Source organism: Fictibacillus phosphorivorans (assembly GCF_023715845.1).
In the GTDB taxonomy this organism is placed as follows: Bacteria; Bacillota; Bacilli; order Bacillales; family Fictibacillaceae; genus Fictibacillus; species Fictibacillus phosphorivorans_D.
The window spans coordinates 20516-44168 of the sequence record NZ_JAMBOR010000027.1 but is presented as its reverse complement, the minus strand read 5'-3'; the positions used below and the strand labels follow the sequence as shown (position 1 = coordinate 44168).

The following is a 23653-nucleotide window of genomic DNA, read 5'->3' as shown; positions in this document are numbered from 1 at the left end:
GAGGAGCAAGCTCCTCGTCATTCGCTCGACTTGCATGTATTAGGCACGCCGCCAGCGTTCATCCTGAGCCAGGATCAAACTCTCCATAAAAGTGTTTGACTTGCTCTAATTTCTTACTGACGGAATTAATTCTAATTCCTTACCTTTGCTTTTGTTCAGTTTTCAAAGAACTTGTTTGTTTAAAGCTTGTCGCTCGTTTTGGCGACTTTATTAGGATAACATCTCAAAAATAAGATGTCAACCTGTTTTTTTATCGTGTTTCCCAACTGCAACAATGTTTCTGCGTGTCGCAGCGACAAGAAATAATATAGCACGATACTCACTAACAGGTCAACACCTTTTCGTAAAAAAGTTTATTCTTTTATCGCATAATAACGATGGTATAGATTTTTGCTTTTCGTTTCCCGCTTAACCGTCTTGATATATCCCTTATCTTTTAGATGGGTAAGAAGCATCGGAAGGTCGATCGCATAATCCTGTACTTCACTATGCTCCATTAACTCATGATAAGCCCATTCGTCTTTTTGTTTAAGGATGCTTAGTAAATGGTTTGCTCCTAGTTTTGTTTTAGATGAAAGTGAAAACTCTGAAGCGAGCAATAGAAGTTCAATTCTTTTATCGATTGATTCTTCACCTGTTACAAGCTCTTCATAAAGCTTGAAAATCTCAGGTTGAATCATCTTTACTTGATTCCAAACGGTTACCTCCGGATAATAACCATGCTCAATAACAGAAAGACGAGCTAAATGATGAAGAGCATGCATGATGTTATTGAAAGCATCAAGATATTGCCCAGAGTGGAATAATTCCTTTCCGTCATTGTAACGTCTTAAGAGCTTGGCAAACTCGAGACCGATCTTATGTGTTCGTTCCTCTGCCGGAAATTCATGAAGTCTGTCCCTTAACCTTGTTATGTATTCATTTCGGTTAAATAGTACTTTTCCATTCATTACCCAGTCGACCGCTCTTTTATTTGTACCTAGCATGAGCCACGAATTCAATAGCTCTTCCGTTACAACATGCAGAGCTGCTGAACCGGATTGGTACTCATAATGTTTGATCATCCATGGCTGATCAAATTCTTTTACTATTATAAGAAGAACACTGTCAAAGTGATCAGTACCTGGGCTAAATGTTTTTGTCTTCTCAACATCTAAAACACCTAATGTATTTTCGTTGCTAGCTCTTTCCTGATATAGAGGCCGTAAAATATCGTCCATTAAAGGTCATCTCCCATATTAACAAAATCCTGTGTGTTATCTTTCAACATCAAATAGTGAAATCCTTTTTCTTTTCTTTAGAGTTCCTATGTTATACTAATGAACGTAGGAGGGACAGGTATGATAAAGTATACGAGCAAGATTAATAAAATTCGTACGTTTGCCTTAAGCCTTGTGTTTATTGGTATAATCATCATGTATGCCGGCCTGTTTTTCAAGACAAGTTTTGTCGTTATGTCTATTTTTATGGTTATTGGATTTATAGCAACGATCGCTAGTGCTGGTGTTTACTTTTGGATAGGAATGATTTCAACTCAGGCAGTACAAGTTGTTTGTCCAGAGTGTGGAAAAGTCACAAAAGTCCTTGGCCGAGTTGATGCATGTATGTCCTGTAATCAGCCACTTACGATGGATAAAGGTCTTGAAGGCATAGAGTTTGATGAGAAGTATAATTCTAAACGCCACATGCGTAAAGAAAATAGATAAAGCTGACATTCCGTTATGGAAGTCAGCTTTTTTTCATTTAATGTTTTCTTTTGCATTCTGGGCAGATACCGTAAATCTCCATCCGGTGGCGGCCAACTTCAAAGCCTGTCACCGACTCAGCAAGACTTTCTACTTCATCTAAGCCTGGATAATGAAAATCTACAATTTTTCCGCAAGAATCACAGATGATATGGTAGTGGTCGGTCGTCACACAATCAAACCGGCTAGATGAATCTCCATAAGTCAGTTCTTTTACAAGGCCAGCTTCTTTAAATACACGGAGATTGTTATAGACGGTAGCAACACTCATATTAGGAAACTTCCCTTCCAGTGCCTTGTAGATCTCATCAGCAGTTGGATGGGACATCGATTCAATAAGATGCTCTAAGATAGCATGACGCTGTGGAGTAATACGTACACCCGCTTCTTTTAAATTGTCAATTGCAGCATTAATCTTCGCACTAGACATCCGTCATGCACCCCATTTCTTTAAGAATTATTACTTTATAATCGTTATAATTAGTCTACTGCTTTACTACAGGTTTTGTCAATTGAAGTATACAAAACGCGTACTCTTTACGATAAATCTTCGTGTAGTACAGGTTCATTTATCTTCATTTTTTCATTTACATAGCGTGCAGCAACAAATAAAAAGTCCGATAAACGATTTAGATAAGATAAAACTCGAGGATTCACATCTTCTACTCCTACAGCTAGGCGCTCCGCCCGTCTTGCAATCGTTCTTGCTGTATGTAGAGCACTTGCAGAAGGAGACCCTCCTGGCAATATGAACTGTTTCAAAGGTTTTAATCCTTCCTGCCACTTATCGATCGTTTCCTCAAGAAAATGAATATCCTCTTCTTTCAGCTTCCAGGAGACTTCTTTACCGGCAGGTGTCGCAAGCTCTGCACCAACGTGAAAAAGAACTGTTTGAACTTTATGCATAACTCCAGCTGCTTGCTTTGCCCAATCTTCATCAGGAAGATGACTGATTCCAAGCCCAATCATACTGTTCGCTTCATCACATGTGCCATATGCTTCAACTCTGATATCATTTTTCGATACTCTTTCACCAAAGATTAAAGAGGTTGTTCCCTTATCCCCAGTTTTTGTGTAAATCTTCATATTAATACCCCCGATCATATGGAATGATATTGATCATATCTGAAAGCTTGTTACTTCGAAACAATTTAAGATTATCGCTGAAAATCTCAATGGCTCTGTCCTGGTATTGCGGAGAGATACCTGACAGGTGCGGTGTAACAGTCACGTTCTCCATTTCCCATAATGGACTTTCTTCAGGTAGGGGTTCTTTTTCAAACACATCCAGAGCGGCATGATAGATTTTCTTTTCGCGAAGCGCTTCAATAAGTTCACTCTCAACAACCGTTGTGCCTCGGCCAATATTGATGAGAACAGCAGACGGTTTCATTCGTTCAAAAGCTTTTGCCCCAATGAATCCTTTTGTTAAAGGTGTTGAAGGAAGTACATTTACAATAAAATCACTTTCTTCATACAACTTATAAATCCCTTCTTGATCCACTATTTCATCAAAGTGCTCTACGGGTCTGCCGCTTCTATTAAATCCAATCGTTTTCATATTAAATGCCTTCGCAAGTCTTGCTACTTCTGAACCAATTGCTCCTGCTCCTAATACCCCGATCGTTTGACCAGAGATTTCAGTCATCGGTACTTTTCGGGTCCACTTATATTGTTTTTGATTGTTCATTAATTCTTTTGCGTTTCTAGATATCTGCAGCATCATAGAGATTGTATACTCTGCCATCGGGGTCTTATGTATCCCTCTTGCGTTCGTAACGAGGATGTCTTTATCTTCAAGTGCTTTAAAAGGCATCTTATCCAGTCCTGCAGAGATCACCATAATCCATTTTAATGATTTTGCCTTTTGGATGAGGTCTTCTGTAAGGTCTTCCCCATACGTAATAAGCACTTCAGCTTGATCCAGATCTTGGACAGCTTCTTTCATCTTGTTGTAAAAACGAAACTCCTCATCAGGAAATCGTACTTTTAGCTCCTCTTTGATTTCATCTCTTAATCGTCCGCTTGAAAGTATCATATAAAAAACACCTTCTTTTTGTTATTAGTTCCATATGAAAAGACTGTCGCTTTGAAAAGTGCTCCTGCGTAGATGATTAAAGTAGAAGATGTGAGACCCCTGCCGATCAGCGGGACAGGTGAGACCACGGCAGGCATTCATTGCCTAGGGGGATTCACCGCACGCCCTGCGGAAAGCGAGCATCTGGAGAGGAAATCACTTCAACAGCAACAGTTGTAAAAATAGACTTTTTATTAGTAAATTAGAAAAAGCGGGAAAGGGCATCCCGCATTCCACTCATTATTTCACATTGGTTACTTCAGGTTTTCAGGATTCAACCCTTGTAATTCAGGCAGAACGAATAATCCATCTTTACGAATTAAAACATCATCAAAATAGATTTCGCCCCCGCCGTACTCTGGACGCTGAATGAGAACCATATCCCAGTGGATGCCTGATTCATTTCCATTAAAAGCGTCTTGATAAGCTCTTCCTGGTGTAAAGTGAATACTTCCGCCGATCTTTTCATCGAATAGAATGTCACCCATCGGATGCTGGATCAAGGGATTTACACCGATCGCAAACTCACCAACATAACGAGCGCCCTCGTCTGTATTAAAGATCTCGTTCAATTTCTCAGTATTGTCTGAAGTGGCTTCAACAATCTTTCCGTCTTTAAAGGTTAAGCTGACATTATTAAATGTTGTTCCATGGTAAGGACAAGGCGTGTTGTATGTGATTTTCCCATTTACGCTATCTTTGACGGGCGCTGTAAATACTTCCCCATCAGGAATGTTATTTTCACCAGCACACATGACTGCTGGAATGCCTTTAATCGAAAATGTTAGATCTGTTCCTGGTCCTGTGATGCGTACTTTATCTGTCTGCTCCATTAATGCATGTAGAGGCTTTTGTGCTTCTGCCATCGCTTTATAATCAACGTTACATACATCGAGGACAAAATCAGTAAATTTCTCAAGACTCATTTTTGCCATTTGAGCCAGACCTGTTGTTGGATAGTTCAACAGTACCCATTGACGATCGTTGATAATCAAGTTTTGGACAGGCTTATTCAATTCAGCTTTCATTTGGAAGATATCACTTGGGATATCAGCAAATTCTGAGTCATTATTTTTACATTGAATAGAGATGTAGGCATCTACGTCTTCCATTCTCTCAAGATCCCATTTCACTTGCGGTTCAGTATGTTCCTTAGAAGATCCTTTTAATAGGACTCGGGAAATTTCTTCGTCTACAAGCTGTACATATGGATAGGCCCCCATGTTATACGTTTCTTTTACAAGCTCTTTCACTAAAGGTTTACCTGCAATAAAAGAAGTGATCAACACTTTTTGTCCTTTTTCTAGTTTAAGTGAGTGCGTTAACAAGGTTTTTGCTAATGTTGTTAATCGTTCATCTCTCATTATGTAGTCCCCCATACATTTATCCGTTATAAAATTCACACAATTCTATTTTATCATGGGTATGCAATCCTGCCTAATTTTTATCAATGAAGGCATAGGATCAATTGATGAGCTACATAATAAATGTCGTGGAGGTGATAACAATGAATATATCACGTGCTCAGCAAATCATTGAATCTGAAAAAGAGATCGAGGTTTTACATAACGGAACTCCTGTCTGGCTTCAATCCGTTGATGAGAGTAAACAAACAGCAAGGGCTTATACGCGACAGCAACCCGATAATGAGATGGACATCCCTGTGAACGAATTGCATGAAAGTTAAAAAAGCCCCGGATTCAGGGCTTTTTCTTATGATAAATGTTCTTTTATATAGGTAAGTGCATCTTGTACGTGATCCTTTACCTTTACTTTTCGATATTCTTTTTGAATGATTCCTTCTTTGTCAATGATAAAAGTGGATCTCTCAATTCCCATGTACTCTTTACCAAAATTCTTCTTAAGCTTCCAAACCCCATATAATTCTGCAGCTTTGTGATCCTCATCAGCAACCAGCAAGAACGGCAGACCGTATTTCTCGATAAATTTATCGTGGCGTGCTAAAGGATCTGGACTTACCCCGACGATAACGGTATCCTGCTCCTCGAAGTCTTTATGCCTATCTCTAAAGTCACATGCCTGAGTCGTACAGCCTGGCGTCATATCTTTCGGGTAAAAATACAAAACGACATTCTTGCCTTTAAAGTCAGAAAGCTGAATCTCCTCTCCATTACTCGCAGGCAATTTAAAATCAGGTGCTTTTGTTCCTGTTTCTGCAGTCATTGAATAAGCCTCCTCAGATTTAATCTCTCTATATTAAGGGTAGCCTATTCATTGCCACTTCAACAACTATTTTGCCGTTCGTTCATAGTGGATAACGGATGAGAGAACAAATGCAATCGGAAGTAAATAGCCGATTAGTGCCTGAAAAGATGCAATCCACCTCCCTGCACCGACTGGAACAATATCACCGTAACCAACGGAAAGAATCGTCGTACTGCTGAAATAAATGCATGCTTCAATAAATGATAAGAAATCACTCTGTGCCAGCTCCAGTTTTAAAACCGGGAAACCCATGATAGACAATAAGGCATAGATCATGCCGAAACCCGAAATAATCGTTCCATAAACAATGAATAATATAAGCAGATGACTCGCAGGCATCAAATGCTCTTTTATCCCGGGATGTTTAAATAACATATAGATGCTGCGCATAATAATCGTAGAGCTCGCTATTAATAAAACGACTAAAACGCCATGTCCCATTTCCTCCACCTCAATTTATCTTATGAAAAGATAAAGGTGAGTAGGACAGCCTTCTTAATGAAAAGGGTTGATTTCTAGTAAAAGGACAATTTTGAATATCACTAATGAATTTTGCGCGTAGCAGCATGAGGCTCACCGTTCACCCCATGGAAAGCGAGCATCTGAAGCGGAACTCAACTACTTTCAAAACAAAAACAGCCCGCGTTCAATCATGCAAGCTGCTTTCTGTGATTAATTCTTTGCTTTATTTGCAGAGACAAGCTCTGTTAATTCTTTAAGCTGTGTTGCTAGTTCACGTACACGTGTCTGTGCCATTTCGTCTACTAGTACGTTTCCTTCATCAAAGTTAACCGGATCGGCTACATATTGATCGGGAATCACTAAGCTGTAGATTCCACGTAATACAGTACGAAGGTTAGCTAAAGCATTAATTCCGCCTTTTCCTCCGCCTGCTGCAACTGCTATTGCAGAAGGTTTATTTTTAAAATGCTTGCCGCCTAAGAAATCAAGTGCATTTTTTAATGCACCGCTTATACCGCTGTGGTATTCAGGACTTGTTACAAAGAACCCATCAGCTTCCTCAGCATATTTCGAAAGTTTTTTTACAGTTTCATTTTCAGCAGACGATGCGTCCCCTGTAAACAACGGAAGCCGGTCAATTCCCACATCGAAATATAAAACTTCTACGTTCATTTTTCTTAGTTCTTCAGCTGCAAATTGAGCTATACCACGTGTTCTGGATTCTGCTGTTGGGCTTCCTGCTATAACCATGATCTTCATATATATCCCCCATTTCTGCAATGTTCAAGTTTGGTATGTTCCTATATTACTAAAATTTCACCTGGTTTATTAAATAAAAAGAATCCAAACGAATAAAATCCGACTTTAGTCAGGTATTTCACAAAATGATTAGTTCCTTTTCCTTCCTATTTTGGTGGAGTTTAGTTCCCTGCCCCTCTATACTTGGTTACACCGACATTCCACAAGGTTATGGCGATCAAGAAGAATATGAGTCCGACAACAGGTGTTAAGAAGGCATACGTATACCATTCTTCTCTTTTTAAAAAGTAAGAAGCAGGATATACCCCGACAAATGCAAAGGGCAGAATCCATGTCAGCACGTATTTAATGATTTTATTATAGATATCAACAGGATACCGTCCATAGTTCCCGATGTTATACATCATAGGCATGATATCTGTACGTGAATCGGACCAAAAACCAATCGTCGCAAGGCTGATAAAGATACCCGCATATACGAGCGCCCCGCCAATAACAAGGAGCATAAAGATGAACGGATCGAACCAGCTGATCTCAAGGCCTAGCTTACTGCCTGCATAAAACATAACGATCAATCCTGTCACTGCACCGAATAATGATTCTAGCTCCATTCGCTCGAGCACGATCTGAAACAGACTGTGAACAGGTCTCGTCAGGATACGGTCCATCTCCCCTTTTACAATATAACGATCTGTAAAATCCCAAATGTTAAAGAAGGAAGAAAATATCGCAAACGGCACAAGAAAGAATCCATAAATAAAGATCATCTCGTCCTTGCTCCACCCAGCTAGAAGAGTAGTATGTCCAAAAACAACTAGGATGAAAACGAGATTCACTGCCTGAAATAGAAAATCAGAAAAAATCTCAACAACCATATCTGCTCGGTATGTTAACCGAGTCTTCAAATATTGCCCTGCATATTGAAAAAAGACCGATAAATATTTCATCTGATTACCCCCCTTGAACCACGAGCTGACGCTTCGCTAAAATCCAGAGCACGTATACAGGGATAATTAAGATAACTGACCAAAGCGCCTGATTAATTAAAGCTTCAAACACTTGAGAGCCTTTAAAACCTTCGGTAAAAATCATGCTCGGAATGTAACTGATCCCCTGGAACGGAAGATAACCCATAATATTCTGCGCCCACACCGGATAAAAACTAAGCGGCAGGATCAGCCCTGAGAAAAGATCGATCACAACACGCTTCGCCCGTATTAGTCCATCGTTGTTAAATAAAAAGAACGTTGCGATGCCGGCGAGCAGATTGATTTGTGTGTTAATGATAAAACTGAATATGATCGAAATAAAAAAGTAAATCCAAGTCCCAGCATTGGCCGATAACTCAACTGGGAAAACAAGCGCCACGATAACCATACCAGGAACCGAAAAGAACAATAACCTGAATATCCCTTCACCTAGCCCCTGCATCATCTTCATATTCAAATAAGGATATGGACGAACCATCTCGATCGCGACTTTTCCTTCTTTAATTTCCATCGCGATCTCACGGTCGATGTTATTAAAATAGAACGCTCTTGCCATCCAAGCAACAGCAATATAAGTGGTCATTTGTGTGATCGACAAGTCTTGAATGCTTTCCTTGCCGCCATAGATTGCACTCCACAAAAAGTAATAAGCACCAATGTTGATGCTGTAGATTAATATTCCGCTGTAATAGTTCGTTCGATAAGCAAGCATCATTAAAAAACGGATGCGGATCATCTCTAAATACTTACCCATGGCGCACAGCACCTTCTACATAGATGTTTCTGATGATTTCTTCTATCGAGATCTCCAAAATCTTTAAATCTGCAATCTTTTTAACAGCTGTCACTTTTCCGATAACCCCTGATATTACCGTTTCATCACTATCGACTGAAGCGATCCAAATCTGGTCACTCTCCCCTTGCTCCCAGACGACTAGGTGATCTTTTGTTAAGTGCTGCAATTCTTCTATTGTTGCTTTTTCGCTAAACTGGAACTGAATCTGTTTCCCTTCTGCCCAGTTTTCACGAAGCTCTTTTAACGGACCATCATAAATGATCTTTCCTTCATCCAGCATAACTACACGCTCACAAAGAGCTTCGATATCGGAAAGGTCATGTGTTGTTAAAAGAATAGTCGTTCCATGCTTTTCATTGATACGCTTTAAGAACTCACGAATTTTTAGTTTTACAAGAACATCAAGACCGATTGTTGGTTCATCTAAAAACAACAACGGAGGGTTATGAATTAGAGCTGCCGCCAATTCACATCTCATTCTTTGACCAAGTGACAGCTTTCGGACTGGCTTATCAAGAAGCGGTCCGATGTCGAGTGTCTCTATCACATCTTTCATATGTTCTTCATACTGCTGATCAGGTACATTGTAAATTTTCTTTAACAACCTAAATGATTCCTGAACGGCGATATCCCACCACAACTGGGAACGCTGACCGAAAACAACCCCGATCGTCTTTACGAACTTCTCCCGCTCTTTATGCGGATTCATGCCGTTTATAACAATCTTTCCTTCAGTAGGTGTTAAGATGCCGGTAAGCATTTTGATAGAAGTAGACTTACCTGCTCCGTTTTCACCTATATATCCGACCATTTCTCCCCTTTTAATAGAAAAAGAAATATCGTCGACTGCGGTTTTTATGGTGTAATTTCGTGTGAAAAGGTCACGAAATGCTCCCTTCAAACCTTGCCTGCTCGAAAAAGACTTAAACTCTTTTTTCAGATTCTGAACATCTATAATATTCTCCATATAATGAAGCCTCCAAATGAAAATAAACGAATTAATAAAAGGGCTGTTCTGGATCCACCTGTACCCCTTGAAAATAATTGATTTCTGTTAGAAGTACTCGCTCTCCGAGGGGGCGTGCGCACCTTACACTCCATCACAATGACAAGGAAGTACATGCATCCTTTTTAGAAGCCTTTTAATAAGTGATCTATTATTAAGGTTTGTAATTTTGCACAGCAAAATTTAGAGTTTCCTTTAGAGAAACTAATCACTTGGATAGTGTATCCTATCCATCTTCTAAAACTCAAATAGTTGAGAATGTACGGTACAGTTTTCCAGTTCTGTCTCTCTAAGCTTTTCATGCTACAATACTAGTTGTATTCAAGGTTTATTAGTTTTTTAGGAGGAATTTATATATGAACCACTCTCGCTCGGAAGCTCTTTATGAAGAAGCTCTCTTACATATTGTCGGAGGTGTGAACAGCCCTTCTCGTTCGTTTAAAGCAGTTGGAGGCGGCGCACCGGTTTTCATGGAACGCGCTGAAGGTGCTTATTTTTGGGATGAGGACGGCAATCGCTATATTGATTATCTTGCTGCCTATGGCCCTATTATTACGGGACACGCTCACCCGCATATTACGAAAGCCATCGTTAAGGCTGCTGAAAACGGTGTTCTTTATGGGACACCTACTGCACTTGAAGTTAAATTTGCAAAAATGCTGAAAGAAGCCATGCCGGCGATGGATAAAGTCCGGTTTGTAAACTCTGGAACAGAAGCCGTGATGACAACGATCCGTGTTGCCCGTGCTTATACGGGACGCGATAAGATCATCAAATTCGCAGGCTGCTACCACGGCCATTCTGATTTGGTGCTCGTTGCTGCCGGATCTGGTCCTTCCACACTCGGTACACCGGATTCTGCAGGTGTTCCAAAAAGCATCGCACAAGAAGTGATCACGGTTCCTTTTAACGATGTGGACGCATATCGTGCTGCTATGGAACGATGGGGCGACCAGATCGCTGCTGTTCTTGTAGAACCGATCGTTGGAAACTTCGGAATCGTTGAACCGAAAGAGGGCTTTTTACAAGCGGTTAATGACATTACTCACGAGCATGGTGCTCTTGTGATTTACGATGAAGTAATTACAGCTTTCCGCTTTATGTATGGTGGTGCACAAGATCTACTAGGTGTGAAGCCTGATATGACATCACTTGGTAAGATCATCGGCGGCGGACTTCCGATCGGTGCTTACGGCGGCAACAAAGAAATCATGGAAAAGGTAGCTCCACTCGGACCCGCTTATCAAGCAGGAACGATGGCTGGAAACCCTGCTTCCATCTCTGCTGGGATTGCTTGCCTAGAAGTGTTGAAGGAAGAAGGCGTTTATGAGGAGATGGACCGATTAGGGGCTATCCTCGAAAAAGGATTGCTGGAACAAGCTGCAAAACATAACGTTTCCGTGAGCACCAACCGTTTAAAAGGTGCATTGACTCTTTACTTTACAGATGAAAAGATCGTGAATTATGAGCAAGCTGAAGCCACTGACGGAGAGATCTTCGGAAGATATTTTAAACACATGCTTAACGAGGGCATCAACCTTGCTCCATCCAAATATGAAGCGATGTTCTTAACAACAGCTCATACAGAAGAAGATGTGATGGCAACCATTGAAGCAGCTGGAAAAGCATTTAGCAGACTTTAAGAATGATCGTTCGATTTAAAAGAATCCGCATCCATGCGGATTCTTTTTTTGTTTTAGGGGAAAACAAGTAATAACTAACGATCCCTTTTCATAGGGTATGTAAGTCTGTTTTTTTTTCACAATTTATTAACACATTCTGACTTGATTAAACTAAAAAAACAGTTTATAGTGTTTGAGATTATTAACATTTTTTATGAGAAAGGAATTATCGTAGCTATGAAATTAGGAGCCCGAATGATAAAAACGGGTTTAGCCATATCATTATCGATCTACCTGGCGATGTTGTTTCAACTCGATCAGCCGGTTTATGCGGCTATTGCTGCTACATTCGCGATACAACCTTCTATCTACAGGTCGTATCAAACGATCTTAGAACAGATGCAAGGTAATCTGGTAGGTGCTATTTTTGCAATTATTTTTGTTATTTTGCTAGGTAATAACCCGTTTGTGATTGGATTTGTAGTTGTACTTGTTATCGCAGCCAACTTAAAGATGAAAATTGAAAAAACCATTCCGTTATCCATCGTAACGGTAATTGTGATCATGGAGAGTCATTCAGAAAACTTTATTGGTTTTGCAGTGGACCGTTTCTTGCTTATCATGCTGGGCGTTCTTTCCGCCTTCTTGGTAAACCTGGTATTCATGCCACCTAAATACGAAACAAAATTGTATTATAAAATCTCCGGTCACACCGATGAAATTATTAAATGGATCCGCATGATTACAAGACACGCATCAGAACACAATGCGATTAAGGAAGATTTGAATCATCTAAAAGAAAACCGCTTCAAGATGGATCAATACTATTTATTATATAAAGAAGAACGAACCTACTTGAGGTCAAACAAATATTCAAAAACACGGAAGCTTGTACTCTACAGACAGATGATTCAGACGACCAACAAAGCACTGGAGCTGCTGAAGAGCCTGCACCGGCATGAGAACGAATTATATAACATGCCTGAACCGCTTCAGGAATTGATTCAGCTGAAACTCGATGGGTTGACGAACTTCCACGAACAGATGCTGCTGAAATATACAGATAAAATCAGAGCGCAGCACACACTCGACATGGACGACGAGATCAGCAAGAAGGCGCTTATGAATTGTATCATGAGCTATTACAAAAGCCCTGATCACGAAGAATGGATCGAACTGTTCCCTGTATTCGCATTGATCATCGATTACAGTGACCAGCTCAAACACCTGAACACATTGGTAGAAAGCTTTAAAAACTACCATCAGGATGATAGTGAAGTTCAGTTGGATCAACGGTTTGAAGATTGATAAATAAGTGGAGACCAGCCCTTAGTGGGGCTGGTTTTTTTGGGGGTTTGGTTGGCTTTGGTTGGTGGGTTCAGGCAAAAGTTTGAGTGGAATATGGCAAGGTTGTCGTCGATTCTTGTCGAGAAATGTAAACTCGTGGATAAAAGCTAAAAATTTTTGGATTCAGGGATAAAACTCGTGGATTGAGCCTGAAATTTCGTGGATTCATAGGTGTAATTTGTGGATTCAACTACTTTCAGTGGCAAAAATAAGAATTTTGCTCTTTGCTTCAAACGGTATAAAGCGGGAAAATAGGATCCTAACAGTGTCAAAAAATACTGAGGAGGCTACCTATTGAAAAGGCAAAGGAAAACACCCATTTTTATTACGAAATTATCAAAATTAGTTAGGAGAATCCCTCCCAATCACTTTAGGAAAGAAGAATTCCAAGTACAACTTCGAAATCATTCTTCTGGCTTTAAAGGTGAACAATCTCTCGAATATTTTTATCGTTATTTGCCAAAGGAAACTCACTTTCTTCATGGTCTCCGTATTCAAGACGATAAGCATTATTTTCAAATGGACACCTTGCTTATAACTCCTAGTTTCATTACCATTCTCGAAATTAAATACATGGCTGGCCATCTGCTATTTGAAGATCAGTTCTTTCAATTCATTAGAACTTATGATGGGAAAGAAGAAGGATTCGCAAACCCCATCGATCAGGTCAATCGTCAAAAATATCATCTATCTAGGGTTCTTGAAAAGAATAAAATGCCTACAATTCCCATTGAAACTCTTGTCGTAATGACTCACCCTTCTGCTATTGTTGAATCCTCTCCCACCTATAAGGAAGCTAAAGAAAAAGTAATTAAAAGTTCAGGTCTTCAACAAAAATTTGAAAGCCTTGCTCGAAAATATCCCACGCCCATTCTTACACAAAAACAAATTAAGAAATTAATAAGATTATTAATTAAATTATCCTCTTCATATGATCCTGATATTTGCGAACTCTTTCAAGTAAAAAAGAATGAACTCGCCAAAGGGGTGTTTTGTCCTAAGTGCTCTCACTCCATTATGAGATATGACTGGGGGAAGTGGCATTGCAATACTTGCCGTACTTCTTCAAAGACTGCACATATTGAGGCACTGCAAGATTATGCCCTCTTATTCTCAAAAACAATTACCAATCATGAGTGTGCCTACTATTTAAATTTATCATCAAGCAGTCAAGCCTATCACCTTTTACGGTCTTTAAATCTGCCTGCATCTGGAACGAATCGCTCTCGTCATTACCACCTCGATCCTCTACTAGAAAGAGAGCATTAAAAAAAGAAGCTTGGCATCAACCAAGCCCCCTTTTATATCTTCCTTATTAGCTCTTCATACGCGGATCGAGTGCATCACGAAGACCGTCACCCATTAGGTTGAACCCAAGTACTGTCAACATGATCGCAAGACCTGGGAACAATACCGTCCATGGTGCTTGGATGATAAAGTCCTTCGAATCCGCAAGCATTTTACCCCATTCTGGCGTCGGCGGTTGAGCACCCATCCCTAAGAATCCAAGAGCTGCCGCTTCAATGATCGCTGTTGCGATAGCTAGTGTTCCTTGAACGATGATCGGAGCTAAACTGTTCGGCAGGATGTGATGAACGAGAATACGGATATCACTCATACCAATCGCCCGTGCTGCTGTGATGTATTCTTCTTCTTTTACACTAAGCACCCTTGAACGCAATAAACGTCCAAACGTTGGAACATTGATGATCGCAATCGCAATCAATGCGTTCTTTAAAGATGGTCCAAGTACAGATACAACAGCGATCGCAAGCAAGATACTCGGGAACGCAAGCAGGATATCAAATATACGCGAGATGATACCATCCACCCACCTTCCGTAGTAACCTGCAACGATACCCAGCAATGAACCTACGATAACAGAGCCGGCTACCGAGAAGAAACCTACCCATAGAGAGATACGAGCACCGTGGATGACACGGCTAAGAATATCACGGCCAAACTCGTCTGTTCCGAACCAGTGTTCAGCTGATGGAGCGATGTGCTTGTCTGATAGATTGACCTCTTTATAACCATAAGGAGCTAATAGGTCCGCAAATATCGCAAGTAAAATAAAAAACGATACAATTGATAGACCAACAAGAGCAATCTTATTCTTTTTAAAACTTCTCCAAGCATCCTTCCAAGGAGAAATTACTTTGTCTTCAACTGGTGCAGGCGTATGTTGCGGTACTACTGGAGGCGTTGATCTGGCTAGTTGTTCTGACATGCTTTCATCCTCCTACTTAAATTTAATTCTCGGATCGATCGCTGCATACAGCAGATCAACGAGTAAATTAATGAGTACAAATATGGTAGCGACAACAAGAATACCTGACTGGATAACAGGATAATCACGGAACGATATCGCGTCATAAATATATGTTCCAATTCCTGGCCACCCGAAGATGGTCTCTGTTAAGATCGCACCGCCTAATAGAAGTCCTGTCTGCAAACCGATAACGGTTACTACAGGAATCATGGCATTTTTCAAGGAATGTTTGTATACAACCCAAAACATTTTCATCCCTTTAGCACGGGCCGTACGGATGTAATCAGAACGCATTACTTCAAGCATACTTGAACGAGTCATTCTAGCGATAATGGCCATTGGTATCGTTGCTAGTGCAACTCCCGGTAAAATCAGGTGGCGGATGACTTCCACAAATTGATCCATTCTGCCTTGAATCAAGGTATCGATTAAATATAAGTTCGTTATTGGGTCAACCGGTACACGAATGTTATCACGGCCGGTTGTAGGCAACCAATCCAGCTGTATAGAGAACACATATTGTTCCATCAAACCAAGCCAGAAAATAGGCATGGATACCCCAACTAATGCGAGCACCATCGCACAATAATCAAACCAGGAATTTTGGAACCAGGCTGAGATGATACCAGCATTTACACCGACTACGATCGCAATGACCATTGCGACAAGTGCCAATTCCATCGTTGCGGCTAAATATGGCCAGATTTCTTCAGAGATCGGAACGTTTGTTTTTAATGAAACACCTAAATCTCCAGCGAAAAGACCTTTTATATAGGCAAAAAATTGTGTGTACCATGGCTGATCTAAACCAAGTCGTTTTGTTAATGCTTCAATTGCATCTTGTGTCGCCTGTTGCCCTAATATAAGCTGTGCAGGATTCCCGGGTATAGCACGAATCATCATAAATACGATAAATGTCATCCCCAACAAAACAGGGACAAGAGTAGCTAACCGTCTGATTGTATAGGCAAACATATGGTCACCTCTTTCTGGAAAGATTACAAATTAAGTAGTATTACAGGGTGCAGTGCAAAAAAAGGGGGAGCAGGATATAAGTCCATACTCCCCGCCATACCTTATTCGAAAGATGTATCCACAAAGGATTGAGATCCAGTAGGATGCGGAACAAATCCTTTAATTTTGCTAGCTCCAGCTAATTGAGGCTTAGAGTGGACAAGCGGTACCCATGGAGCATCTTCATGAATGATGGCTTGTGCTTTCTGGTAAAGTTCAGCACGCTCATCTTCATTAGGATTAGATTGCGCTTCTAGCAATAGTTTATGAACTTCTTCGTTCTTGTAACGAGAATAATTGTTAGAACCAATGTTGTCTTTATCAAGCAATGCGTAAAGGAAGTTATCAGCATCTCCATTGTCACCAGTCCAACCTAACATGAACACTGGCGCTTCACCATTACGTGTCTTTTCAAGGTACGTACCCCACTCAAACGTTACGATGTTAGCTTCGATGCCAACTTTAGCAAGGTTTGCTTGGATTGCTTCCGCTACTTTTTGTCCGTTTGGCATATATGGACGTGCTACAGGCATTGCCCAAAGGTCCATCTTGAATCCATCTGGAAGACCAGCTTTCGCTAAAAGTTCTTTCGCTTTTGCTTCGTCAAATTCACGGTCTTGAATGCTGTCATTATATCCATTGATTGAAGGAGGCATAGGGTTTTTAGCCGGTTCTGCAGTTCCTTCGAAGAAGTTATCAATGATCGCTTGCTTATCGATCAAGTGGCTGATCGCCTGACGTACTTCTTTTTTATCAAATGGCGCTATTTCAGTGTTAAACCCTAGGTAACCAACGTTCATAGAAGGACGTTCGAATAATTGAAGTTTGTTGTTGTCCGTAACTTTCTTCATATCAGATGGGTTTAGACCATCCATTAAATCGATTTCGCCTTTTGTTAATGCATTTAAACGAGATGAGTTATCTTTGATTACTTTAAATGTTACACCATCAAGCTTTGGAAGATCTTTTACCCAGTAGTCTGTGTTCTTTTCAAGAACGATCGTGTCATTTGGCTTCCAGCTCTTGAATTTGAAAGCACCTGTCCCAACTGGTTCTTTGCTTAGCTTGTCGCCATCGAAAGATTTAGGGCTTGCAATCGCAAATGGGCTCATCGCAATGTTCTTTAAGAACGGAGCTTGAGGACGTTTAAGTTTGAATACAACCTTGTACTCTCCATCAGCTTTCACGCTTTCAATTACGTGGCCTTCGTCTCCTTCAAATCCACCAAACATAGATTTGTAGTAGTAGAATTTCTCTTCATCTTTACTCTTTGCCCAACGCTCGAAGTTTTTAACAACTGCATCAGCGTTGAACTTCTCGCCATCATGGAACTTAACGCCTTCTTCAAGTGTGAAAGTATACGTTAAGCCATCTTCTGAAATGTCCCACTCTTTTGCAAGACCAGGAACGATATCTGTGTTATCTTTTCCGTAGTTTACTAACGGCTCATAGATTTGTTCTGTAACGATAAAAGATTCACCGTCTGTAACAACTGCTGGATCAAGCGCAACTGCATCCCCACCGCGGCCATAGATCAAGACGTTGTTCGGATCAACTTTACCATCGTCTCCACCTTTGCTGCTGTCATTGCCTGATGAACATCCTGCTAAAGCAAGAGATAAAGCAAGCATTAAAGCAAATAAAGTTAATAAACTTTTCTTCATCTTCTTTCCCCCAGTTCTCATTTTAATAGTGCCTTTTTTTATATGTACGCGCTTACCTTTTATTCGTATAAATGGCAGGCAACGTAGTGGCCTTCATCAACTTCTTTTAAAACAGGTTTTACTGAACCACAATGTTCCATCGCCGCCGGGCATCTCGTATGAAATGGACAGCCTGCTGGCGGATTTGAAGGACTCGGCACATCTCCTTGAAGGATGACGCGATCCTTTTGATGTTCAACATCTGGAATCGGAACAGCAGATAACAGTGCCTGTGTATATGGGTGTTTCGGGTCATCATAAAGCATTTCACTATCTGAAAGTTCTACGATTTGCCCCAGATACATAACCCCAACGCGGTCACTGATATGGCGTACAACTCCAAGATCATGTGCGATGAACAAGTAGGTTAGATCAAATTCCTTTTGCAGATCCTGCATCAAATTCAGCACCTGTGATTGGATGGAAACATCCAATGCAGAAACTGGCTCGTCCGCTATGATCAGCTTCGGATTAACCGCAAGAGCTCTCGCAATCCCTATCCGTTGGCGCTGTCCTCCTGAAAATTGGTGAGGATATCGTTTTGCATGCCAGCTGCTGAGCCCTACGACTTCAAGCAGTTCTTTCACCCTTCTTTTTCGCTCCGCCTTATCTTTCACACCATGAACGATCAAAGGTTCTTCTAAAATTTTTTCAACCGTATGACGCGGATTGAGGGAAGCGAAAGGATCCTGAAACACCATCTGCATTTCTCGGCGCTTCTTTCTCATCTCGTTTGTAGAGAGTTTTGTGATATCTTCGCCTTCGAAGTAAATTTTCCCTTCAGTAGGTTCCAATAGCCGTAAAAGCATCCGTCCAGTTGTAGATTTACCGCAACCGCTCTCCCCTACGAGTCCAAGTGTTTCTCCTTTTTTGATGAAAAAAGAAACCCCATCTACTGCCTTTACTTCACCGACTTTTTTGCCGAGCACTCCGCCTTTGATCGGAAAATGCATCTTAAGATTCTCTACTTCAACCAATGGCTGTGTCTGACTCATGCAGGTTCACTCCTTTCTCCTCATAAAGCCAGCATCTAACTTGATGGCTTCCTTCTTGAGTTTTGAGATGCGGAGTTTCAGAGATACATCTTGTTCCTGCATGCTCGCACCGTGGCGCAAATGAACAGCCTGTTTTAATGGAACCAGGCTTCGGAACATTCCCAGGAATGGAATAAAGTCGGCCAACCTTCTCCCTCATATCTGGGACGGACTTGATCAGTCCAATCGTGTATGGATGCTGAGGGTTTTGGAAAATAGTTTTCACATCGCCCTCTTCCACTACTTTTCCAGCATACATAACAACGACACGTTCACACATTTCAGCAACTACACCAAGATCATGAGTGATCATCATAATAGCAGTATCTGTTTCTTTATTTAATCGCTTCATTAAGTCTAAAATTTGGGCTTGAATCGTTACATCAAGAGCTGTTGTAGGCTCGTCCGCGATTAGAAGTTTCGGATCACAGATCATGGCCATCGCGATCATGACACGCTGACGCATCCCTCCTGATAATTGATGCGGATACTCTTTTACAAGCTCTTCGGCTCTTGGCAATCCAACAAGCTTTAGCATTTCGATCGCTTTTTTCCATGCTTCTTTTTTAGACCATTTTCTATGTATGCGCAATGATTCAATGAGCTGGTCACCGATCGTGATAACCGGATTTAAGCTTGTCATCGGCTCCTGAAAAATCATTCCGATCTCGTTGCCTCTAATTTGACGCATCCTTTTTTCTGGTGCTGAAGCAAGATTTTCACCTTTAAAGAGGATCTCCCCTTCAATTTTCCCAGGCGGGGTAGGTACTAAGCCCATGACAGAAAGTGATGTTACGCTCTTGCCACAGCCAGATTCACCAACAATTCCTAATACTTCGCCAGGATTAATATGAAAATCAACACCATCTACTGCTGGAATTGCGTCATCCTCTGTCAGGAAAGAAGTCTTTAAATTCTTAACTTCTAAGACTGGATTCCCCATGAGATCTCACTCCTTTCTCTAAGCTGTCAAATTTCCTAGAATATTACTTCTCTGTTGTGAATTATGACACTACTCTGACATTTTGACAATAATTAATTTTCAGAATTATCGACAATTACTCCTACCGATGTAGGCATAAAGACTTAACTTTATTGCATTAATTTCATAAAAGATTACAAAAAAAAGACCGGCATAAGCCGATCTTTTTTCACTCTAATTCAATTGTTGAACCGTAAATAAATCATAATACGGTCCTTGTTTTTCCATTAATTCTTTATGATTGCCTATTTCAGCGATCCTTCCTTTATCAATCACAATAATGCGGTCAGCATGAGTGATCGTAGACAACCGGTGTGCCACGATAAAAGTGGTCCGGTCCTTCGCAAGCTTCTCTAGTGCTTCTTGGATCAAATGTTCACTTTCAAGATCGAGTGCGGAGGTTGCTTCGTCTAAAATAAGAATCGGAGGGTTTTTCAAAAATACCCTTGAGATGGCAACTCGCTGCTTCTGTCCACCAGAAAGCTTAACGCCGCGTTCCCCTATTTTCGTATCGTATCCTTGCGGCAAATTCATAATAAAATCATGTGCATTTGCAGCTTTTGCAGCTGAAATCATCTCTTCCTCTGAAGCCTCAGGATTCCCCATGAGGATATTCGCACGTACTGACTCGCTGAACAAAATATTATCCTGAAGAACCATTCCGATTTTATCGCGTAAAGACCTCACTTTAAATTCACGTATATCCGTTCCATCAAGTTTGATACTTCCCTCTGTTACATCATAAAACCGCGGAATCAGACTAATTAATGATGACTTTCCTCCCCCGCTCATTCCGACCAAAGCAATGGTTTCACCCGGTTTGACCGATAACGTAACGTTATGAAGCACATCTGTTTCGTCCTCGTTGTAGGTAAACGATACATTCTCAAAATCCAGTGCCCCTTTTACATGTTCTAACGTTTTTGCTTTAGGCAAATCCTCGATATCATACTTTTCATCCAAAAATTCAAACATTCTGTCCATAGATGCAATGGATTGCGTTAGGGTAGTCGATGAATTCACAAGTCGTCTTAATGGGTTGTAAAGCCTGTCCATGTAAGCGACAAAAGCGACTAAGGCACCAATTGTGATGTTACCACTAATGGCTTGATAAGCCGCGAATCCGATTACAAGGAGTGGAGCGACATCAGTCACTGTATTAACTACAGAGAATGTTTTTGCATTCCACTTTGTATGATCGATTGCTTTATTTAAAAATTTGGCGTTACGCTTATCAAACTGAACTTGCTCATGATCTTCTAGCGCAAAGCTCCTGATCACAGACATTCCTTGAACCCTTTCATGCAGGTGCCCCTGTACTTCAGCAAGTGCCTGTGATCGGTCTTTCGTCAGCTGACGGAGACGCGCATAGAAGAATTTCACCGAAAACGCATAGACCGGCAGCATCGATAAGGCGACGATCGTCAACCAAACATCCATAGAAAACATGATGGCTACAGCAATAATAATCGTTGCCATATCCAGCCATACATTCATGAGACCTGTGATCACAAATGTCTTCGTCTGTTCCACATCATGAATGACTCTGGAAATGATTTCCCCAGATTTGTTATTCGAATAAAAACGAAGACTTAAGCGCTGAATATGATCGAACATCTTATCGCGAATATCATATAAAATCTTACTTCCTACCCACTGTGCGTAAAATTGTCTCCAATATTCGATCGGCGGCCGAAGAACAACAAATATAACAGCAGCTCCACCCATCAGCCAATAGAGCTTATTCATCTTTTCATCAAACGGCAAGGAAGTCTGAATAATATCGTCCAACACATATTTGAGGATGAGCGGAGTCAATAAAGGTATACCGAATTTGGCAAGACCAATTAAAATTGTCCAGAAAATCTGCCATTTATAGGGCTTAACAAATGCCAAATAGCGCTTAATACTATCCATGCCTATCACACCATTCTGTATTCATCAGACTGTTTTTTCAAACGCTGTATTTTTATGAAAGAGGCTTCCCCATTATCTTGATAGGAACTCCCTTCCGTTTCAATTTTAGAAAAAAAGAAAACTTGGCTGCTGCCAAGTTATTCTCGCTATGAGTAAAAAAGGATAACCTGCTGACTACTCAACAGGCTTTCCTTTTTAACGAAATTCTAAATATCTTTCATACCATTGTTCCACAAATCCAGGTTCGAACGGCCCCTTTTTCTGTGTAACCATCATAATTAATTCTTGAAGATTTTTTTGAATGATCGCGTCGAGCTGACTCGGATACCTCATCATTCTTTTATGAAGTTCATATTCATCTTCATCTAATAAGATATAAGTTCCATCTGGAAATACTTTAATATCTAAATCATAATCAATATACTTCAAAGCCTCCTTGTCCCACATAAAAGGGGAGCCAAGGTTGCAATAATAATAAATACCATCTTCTCTTATCATGCCGATCACGTTAAACCACTGCTTAGAATTAAAATAGCATATAGCAGGCTCCCTTGTTCGCCATTGTCGGCCGTCTGATTCGGTAACCAAGATTCGGTCGTTACCGCAGATTACCTGACTGGGAGTCCCTTTTAAAATGACAGTATCCTCCCAGTTACGGTGGAGGTAGCCATTATGTTTGTAGCTTTGAATATTGATTATACTTCCGGTTGCAGGAAAACTCATCTCTCTCTCCTTTCTGCCCGAGTTCCGGAAGCTAATGTTACCTATTGAGTTGCTGACTCTCCTTTCTTAAACCATTTGTCGGTAATTCACCAGCTCCATGTTTAAACCTCGTTCTACGTTTGTTTTTTAATTCCCGTTCAATTTCTTTCTTACATAACACGTTTTTTTCTCTACTTTATTATATCGTTTTAAGAATAGTTTGGAAATGTACTTGTCCCGGTTTTTTTAAAATAAACGCCTTTTTTATAATAATTCCGCTTTATTAGTATTCCCAGCGGTTATGTATAGGAAACGTGCGGGTTTTTAGAACAACCAAAAAATGCCCCCTAGTGATAGGGAGCATTTTTGGATAGAGGTTATTGTTGTTGTTGGTTCTTTTTTTGTTGAGACTGTTGGTTTTGCTGACGAACTTGTTGAGCGTTAGTTTCGCTAGCAAATTCAGTTCCATAAGATTGACCAGCTTGAGACTGTTGGTTTTGTTGACGAACTTGTTGAGCGTTTGTTTTAGACGCTTGTTGTTGTTGTTGTTGTCTTTGTTGTTTGTCCATGTTTTTTCACCTCCACGAAATATAATTTACCCGGAGTAACCGGGTTTTATAAGGTTTTTTTATTATTAGATATTTCCAGTATTAAAAGAGAAAAAATTGGGGGATAAATGAATGATTGCATGAATTAAGGAGGTTGAAAACGAATGTATGTAGGAAGAGATATGACCGAACTTAGTATGACCAGCAAAAAGGAATGGAAAGACGAAGAACTTGCTTATTTTCACCACTCTCTGCAGCAGATGACTCCCTATTTAAACGAAGAAGGCACGACCATCCACAGAGAAATTATCAAGGAGATAGAAGCACGCGGCGGCTTAAAACGCGGCGAAGCAGATTATACACACGGGACAGAAGTTAAATATGATTAAATGAGGTGGATCCCCAGCGTGCTGGGGATTATTTTATTGACGCGTGTTTTTTTTGGCGAACGC

General features: G+C 40.6%; 25 protein-coding genes and 1 rRNA gene. 6 read left to right on the top strand and 20 right to left on the bottom strand.

Annotated elements, in window-relative coordinates:
• Positions 1–90: ribosomal RNA gene (locus M3206_RS16955) — 16S ribosomal RNA — on the bottom strand; the annotation flags it as partial.
• Positions 91–353: 263 nt separating this feature from the next.
• Positions 354–1220 (bottom strand): nucleotidyltransferase-like protein, encoded by an 867-nt coding sequence (locus tag M3206_RS16950; RefSeq protein WP_251313696.1) that lies wholly within the window; start codon positions 1218–1220, stop codon positions 354–356.
• A gap of 120 nt (positions 1221–1340) precedes the next feature.
• Here M3206_RS16950 and M3206_RS16945 point away from each other — a divergent pair, with 120 nt between their 5' ends.
• Positions 1341–1706, top strand: coding sequence for a YgzB family protein (locus M3206_RS16945; RefSeq protein ID WP_251313695.1), 366 nt, complete (start codon positions 1341–1343; stop codon positions 1704–1706).
• A 37-nt stretch (positions 1707–1743) separates the two neighbouring features.
• Here M3206_RS16945 and perR read toward each other — a convergent pair whose 3' ends face one another.
• The 4 genes from perR to M3206_RS16925 all read right to left on the bottom strand — a co-directional run bounded on the left by perR (position 1744) and on the right by M3206_RS16925 (position 5186).
• Entirely contained in the window at positions 1744–2175 is a 432-nt protein-coding gene (gene perR, locus M3206_RS16940; RefSeq protein ID WP_251313694.1) for a peroxide-responsive transcriptional repressor PerR, read from the bottom strand.
• 107 nt (positions 2176–2282) lie between these two features.
• Positions 2283–2831, bottom strand: coding sequence for a cob(I)yrinic acid a,c-diamide adenosyltransferase (locus M3206_RS16935; RefSeq protein ID WP_251313693.1), 549 nt, complete (start codon positions 2829–2831; stop codon positions 2283–2285).
• 1 nt (position 2832) lies between these two features.
• A complete protein-coding gene (locus tag M3206_RS16930; RefSeq protein WP_251313692.1) occupies positions 2833–3783 on the bottom strand; it encodes a D-2-hydroxyacid dehydrogenase in 951 nt (316 codons plus the stop codon).
• A gap of 293 nt (positions 3784–4076) precedes the next feature.
• Positions 4077–5186, bottom strand: coding sequence for an aminopeptidase (locus M3206_RS16925; protein ID WP_251313691.1), 1110 nt, complete (start codon positions 5184–5186; stop codon positions 4077–4079).
• 143 nt (positions 5187–5329) lie between these two features.
• Between M3206_RS16925 and M3206_RS16920 the strand changes: the two genes are divergently transcribed.
• A complete protein-coding gene (locus M3206_RS16920) occupies positions 5330–5509 on the top strand; it encodes an H-type small acid-soluble spore protein (protein ID WP_251313690.1) in 180 nt (59 codons plus the stop codon).
• 26 nt (positions 5510–5535) lie between these two features.
• Here the strand turns inward: M3206_RS16920 and bcp are convergent, their stop codons facing one another.
• From bcp to M3206_RS16890, 6 genes are all read right to left on the bottom strand, one after another.
• Positions 5536–6006 carry a thioredoxin-dependent thiol peroxidase gene (bcp, locus tag M3206_RS16915; RefSeq protein WP_251313689.1) on the bottom strand — a complete coding sequence of 157 codons (471 nt, stop codon included), beginning with the start codon at positions 6004–6006 and terminating at the stop codon, positions 5536–5538.
• A gap of 66 nt (positions 6007–6072) precedes the next feature.
• On the bottom strand, positions 6073–6489 hold the full coding sequence (locus M3206_RS16910) for a potassium channel family protein (RefSeq protein WP_251313688.1): 417 nt from the start codon (positions 6487–6489) through the stop codon (positions 6073–6075).
• A 231-nt stretch (positions 6490–6720) separates the two neighbouring features.
• Positions 6721–7269 (bottom strand): NADPH-dependent FMN reductase, encoded by a 549-nt coding sequence (locus M3206_RS16905; RefSeq protein WP_251313687.1) that lies wholly within the window; start codon positions 7267–7269, stop codon positions 6721–6723.
• A gap of 161 nt (positions 7270–7430) precedes the next feature.
• Positions 7431–8216: an ABC transporter permease gene (locus M3206_RS16900; protein WP_251313686.1), complete on the bottom strand. Its 786-nt coding sequence runs from the start codon at positions 8214–8216 to the stop codon at positions 7431–7433.
• A gap of 4 nt (positions 8217–8220) precedes the next feature.
• Positions 8221–9012 carry an ABC transporter permease gene (locus tag M3206_RS16895; RefSeq protein ID WP_251313685.1) on the bottom strand — a complete coding sequence of 264 codons (792 nt, stop codon included), beginning with the start codon at positions 9010–9012 and terminating at the stop codon, positions 8221–8223.
• Positions 9005–10021: an ABC transporter ATP-binding protein gene (locus M3206_RS16890; protein ID WP_251313684.1), complete on the bottom strand. Its 1017-nt coding sequence runs from the start codon at positions 10019–10021 to the stop codon at positions 9005–9007. The genes M3206_RS16895 and M3206_RS16890 overlap by 8 nt, the downstream gene beginning before the upstream one ends.
• A 395-nt stretch (positions 10022–10416) precedes the next feature.
• Between M3206_RS16890 and M3206_RS16885 the strand changes: the two genes are divergently transcribed.
• The 3 genes from M3206_RS16885 to M3206_RS16875 all read left to right on the top strand — a co-directional run bounded on the left by M3206_RS16885 (position 10417) and on the right by M3206_RS16875 (position 14298).
• Entirely contained in the window at positions 10417–11703 is a 1287-nt protein-coding gene (locus M3206_RS16885; protein WP_251313683.1) for a glutamate-1-semialdehyde 2,1-aminomutase, read from the top strand.
• Positions 11704–11919: 216 nt separating this feature from the next.
• Positions 11920–12990, top strand: coding sequence for an FUSC family protein (locus M3206_RS16880; protein ID WP_251313682.1), 1071 nt, complete (start codon positions 11920–11922; stop codon positions 12988–12990).
• A 333-nt stretch (positions 12991–13323) separates the two neighbouring features.
• Positions 13324–14298, top strand: coding sequence for a nuclease-related domain-containing protein (locus M3206_RS16875; RefSeq protein ID WP_251313681.1), 975 nt, complete (start codon positions 13324–13326; stop codon positions 14296–14298).
• Positions 14299–14344: 46 nt separating this feature from the next.
• Here M3206_RS16875 and M3206_RS16870 read toward each other — a convergent pair whose 3' ends face one another.
• The 8 genes from M3206_RS16870 to M3206_RS16835 all read right to left on the bottom strand — a co-directional run bounded on the left by M3206_RS16870 (position 14345) and on the right by M3206_RS16835 (position 23222).
• Entirely contained in the window at positions 14345–15259 is a 915-nt protein-coding gene (locus M3206_RS16870) for an ABC transporter permease (protein WP_251313680.1), read from the bottom strand.
• A 12-nt stretch (positions 15260–15271) separates the two neighbouring features.
• Positions 15272–16276 (bottom strand): ABC transporter permease, encoded by a 1005-nt coding sequence (locus M3206_RS16865; protein WP_251313679.1) that lies wholly within the window; start codon positions 16274–16276, stop codon positions 15272–15274.
• A gap of 101 nt (positions 16277–16377) precedes the next feature.
• Positions 16378–17979, bottom strand: a complete 1602-nt coding sequence (locus M3206_RS16860; protein WP_251313678.1) for an ABC transporter substrate-binding protein — start codon at positions 17977–17979, stop codon at positions 16378–16380.
• Between the two features lie 59 nt (positions 17980–18038).
• Positions 18039–19013 (bottom strand): ABC transporter ATP-binding protein, encoded by a 975-nt coding sequence (locus tag M3206_RS16855; RefSeq protein WP_251313677.1) that lies wholly within the window; start codon positions 19011–19013, stop codon positions 18039–18041.
• Entirely contained in the window at positions 18988–19995 is a 1008-nt protein-coding gene (locus M3206_RS16850) for an ABC transporter ATP-binding protein (protein ID WP_251313676.1), read from the bottom strand. Before M3206_RS16850 ends, M3206_RS16855 begins: the two co-directional genes overlap by 26 nt.
• Before the next feature lie 213 nt (positions 19996–20208).
• Positions 20209–21951 carry an ABC transporter ATP-binding protein gene (locus M3206_RS16845; RefSeq protein WP_251313675.1) on the bottom strand — a complete coding sequence of 581 codons (1743 nt, stop codon included), beginning with the start codon at positions 21949–21951 and terminating at the stop codon, positions 20209–20211.
• Between the two features lie 195 nt (positions 21952–22146).
• Positions 22147–22674 carry a nucleoside tri-diphosphate phosphatase gene (gene ntdP, locus M3206_RS16840; RefSeq protein WP_251313674.1) on the bottom strand — a complete coding sequence of 176 codons (528 nt, stop codon included), beginning with the start codon at positions 22672–22674 and terminating at the stop codon, positions 22147–22149.
• Between the two features lie 356 nt (positions 22675–23030).
• Positions 23031–23222: a gamma-type small acid-soluble spore protein gene (locus M3206_RS16835; protein ID WP_251313673.1), complete on the bottom strand. Its 192-nt coding sequence runs from the start codon at positions 23220–23222 to the stop codon at positions 23031–23033.
• A gap of 143 nt (positions 23223–23365) precedes the next feature.
• On the opposite strand from M3206_RS16835, the gene M3206_RS16830 reads away from it, so the two are divergent.
• Positions 23366–23590 carry a hypothetical protein gene (locus M3206_RS16830; protein ID WP_251313672.1) on the top strand — a complete coding sequence of 75 codons (225 nt, stop codon included), beginning with the start codon at positions 23366–23368 and terminating at the stop codon, positions 23588–23590.
• The last annotated feature ends 63 nt before the right edge of the window (positions 23591–23653 follow it).

What these genes read in the sequence shown, in the direction of transcription:
- M3206_RS16950 (WP_251313696.1), bottom strand. Translation starts at nt 1,220, where the DNA reads ATGGACGATATTTTACGGCCTCTATATCAGGAAAGAGCTAGCAACGAA.
- M3206_RS16945 (WP_251313695.1), top strand. Translation starts at nt 1,341, where the DNA reads ATGATAAAGTATACGAGCAAGATTAATAAAATTCGTACGTTTGCCTTA.
- perR (WP_251313694.1), bottom strand. Translation starts at nt 2,175, where the DNA reads ATGTCTAGTGCGAAGATTAATGCTGCAATTGACAATTTAAAAGAAGCG.
- M3206_RS16935 (WP_251313693.1), bottom strand. Translation starts at nt 2,831, where the DNA reads ATGAAGATTTACACAAAAACTGGGGATAAGGGAACAACCTCTTTAATC.
- M3206_RS16930 (WP_251313692.1), bottom strand. Translation starts at nt 3,783, where the DNA reads ATGATACTTTCAAGCGGACGATTAAGAGATGAAATCAAAGAGGAGCTA.
- M3206_RS16925 (WP_251313691.1), bottom strand. Translation starts at nt 5,186, where the DNA reads ATGAGAGATGAACGATTAACAACATTAGCAAAAACCTTGTTAACGCAC.
- M3206_RS16920 (WP_251313690.1), top strand. Translation starts at nt 5,330, where the DNA reads ATGAATATATCACGTGCTCAGCAAATCATTGAATCTGAAAAAGAGATC.
- bcp (WP_251313689.1), bottom strand. Translation starts at nt 6,006, where the DNA reads ATGACTGCAGAAACAGGAACAAAAGCACCTGATTTTAAATTGCCTGCG.
- M3206_RS16910 (WP_251313688.1), bottom strand. Translation starts at nt 6,489, where the DNA reads ATGGGACATGGCGTTTTAGTCGTTTTATTAATAGCGAGCTCTACGATT.
- M3206_RS16905 (WP_251313687.1), bottom strand. Translation starts at nt 7,269, where the DNA reads ATGAAGATCATGGTTATAGCAGGAAGCCCAACAGCAGAATCCAGAACA.
- M3206_RS16900 (WP_251313686.1), bottom strand. Translation starts at nt 8,216, where the DNA reads ATGAAATATTTATCGGTCTTTTTTCAATATGCAGGGCAATATTTGAAG.
- M3206_RS16895 (WP_251313685.1), bottom strand. Translation starts at nt 9,012, where the DNA reads ATGGGTAAGTATTTAGAGATGATCCGCATCCGTTTTTTAATGATGCTT.
- M3206_RS16890 (WP_251313684.1), bottom strand. Translation starts at nt 10,021, where the DNA reads ATGGAGAATATTATAGATGTTCAGAATCTGAAAAAAGAGTTTAAGTCT.
- M3206_RS16885 (WP_251313683.1), top strand. Translation starts at nt 10,417, where the DNA reads ATGAACCACTCTCGCTCGGAAGCTCTTTATGAAGAAGCTCTCTTACAT.
- M3206_RS16880 (WP_251313682.1), top strand. Translation starts at nt 11,920, where the DNA reads ATGAAATTAGGAGCCCGAATGATAAAAACGGGTTTAGCCATATCATTA.
- M3206_RS16870 (WP_251313680.1), bottom strand. Translation starts at nt 15,259, where the DNA reads ATGTCAGAACAACTAGCCAGATCAACGCCTCCAGTAGTACCGCAACAT.
- M3206_RS16865 (WP_251313679.1), bottom strand. Translation starts at nt 16,276, where the DNA reads ATGTTTGCCTATACAATCAGACGGTTAGCTACTCTTGTCCCTGTTTTG.
- M3206_RS16860 (WP_251313678.1), bottom strand. Translation starts at nt 17,979, where the DNA reads ATGAAGAAAAGTTTATTAACTTTATTTGCTTTAATGCTTGCTTTATCT.
- M3206_RS16855 (WP_251313677.1), bottom strand. Translation starts at nt 19,013, where the DNA reads ATGAGTCAGACACAGCCATTGGTTGAAGTAGAGAATCTTAAGATGCAT.
- M3206_RS16850 (WP_251313676.1), bottom strand. Translation starts at nt 19,995, where the DNA reads ATGGGGAATCCAGTCTTAGAAGTTAAGAATTTAAAGACTTCTTTCCTG.
- M3206_RS16845 (WP_251313675.1), bottom strand. Translation starts at nt 21,951, where the DNA reads ATGGATAGTATTAAGCGCTATTTGGCATTTGTTAAGCCCTATAAATGG.
- ntdP (WP_251313674.1), bottom strand. Translation starts at nt 22,674, where the DNA reads ATGAGTTTTCCTGCAACCGGAAGTATAATCAATATTCAAAGCTACAAA.
- M3206_RS16835 (WP_251313673.1), bottom strand. Translation starts at nt 23,222, where the DNA reads ATGGACAAACAACAAAGACAACAACAACAACAACAAGCGTCTAAAACA.
- M3206_RS16830 (WP_251313672.1), top strand. Translation starts at nt 23,366, where the DNA reads ATGTATGTAGGAAGAGATATGACCGAACTTAGTATGACCAGCAAAAAG.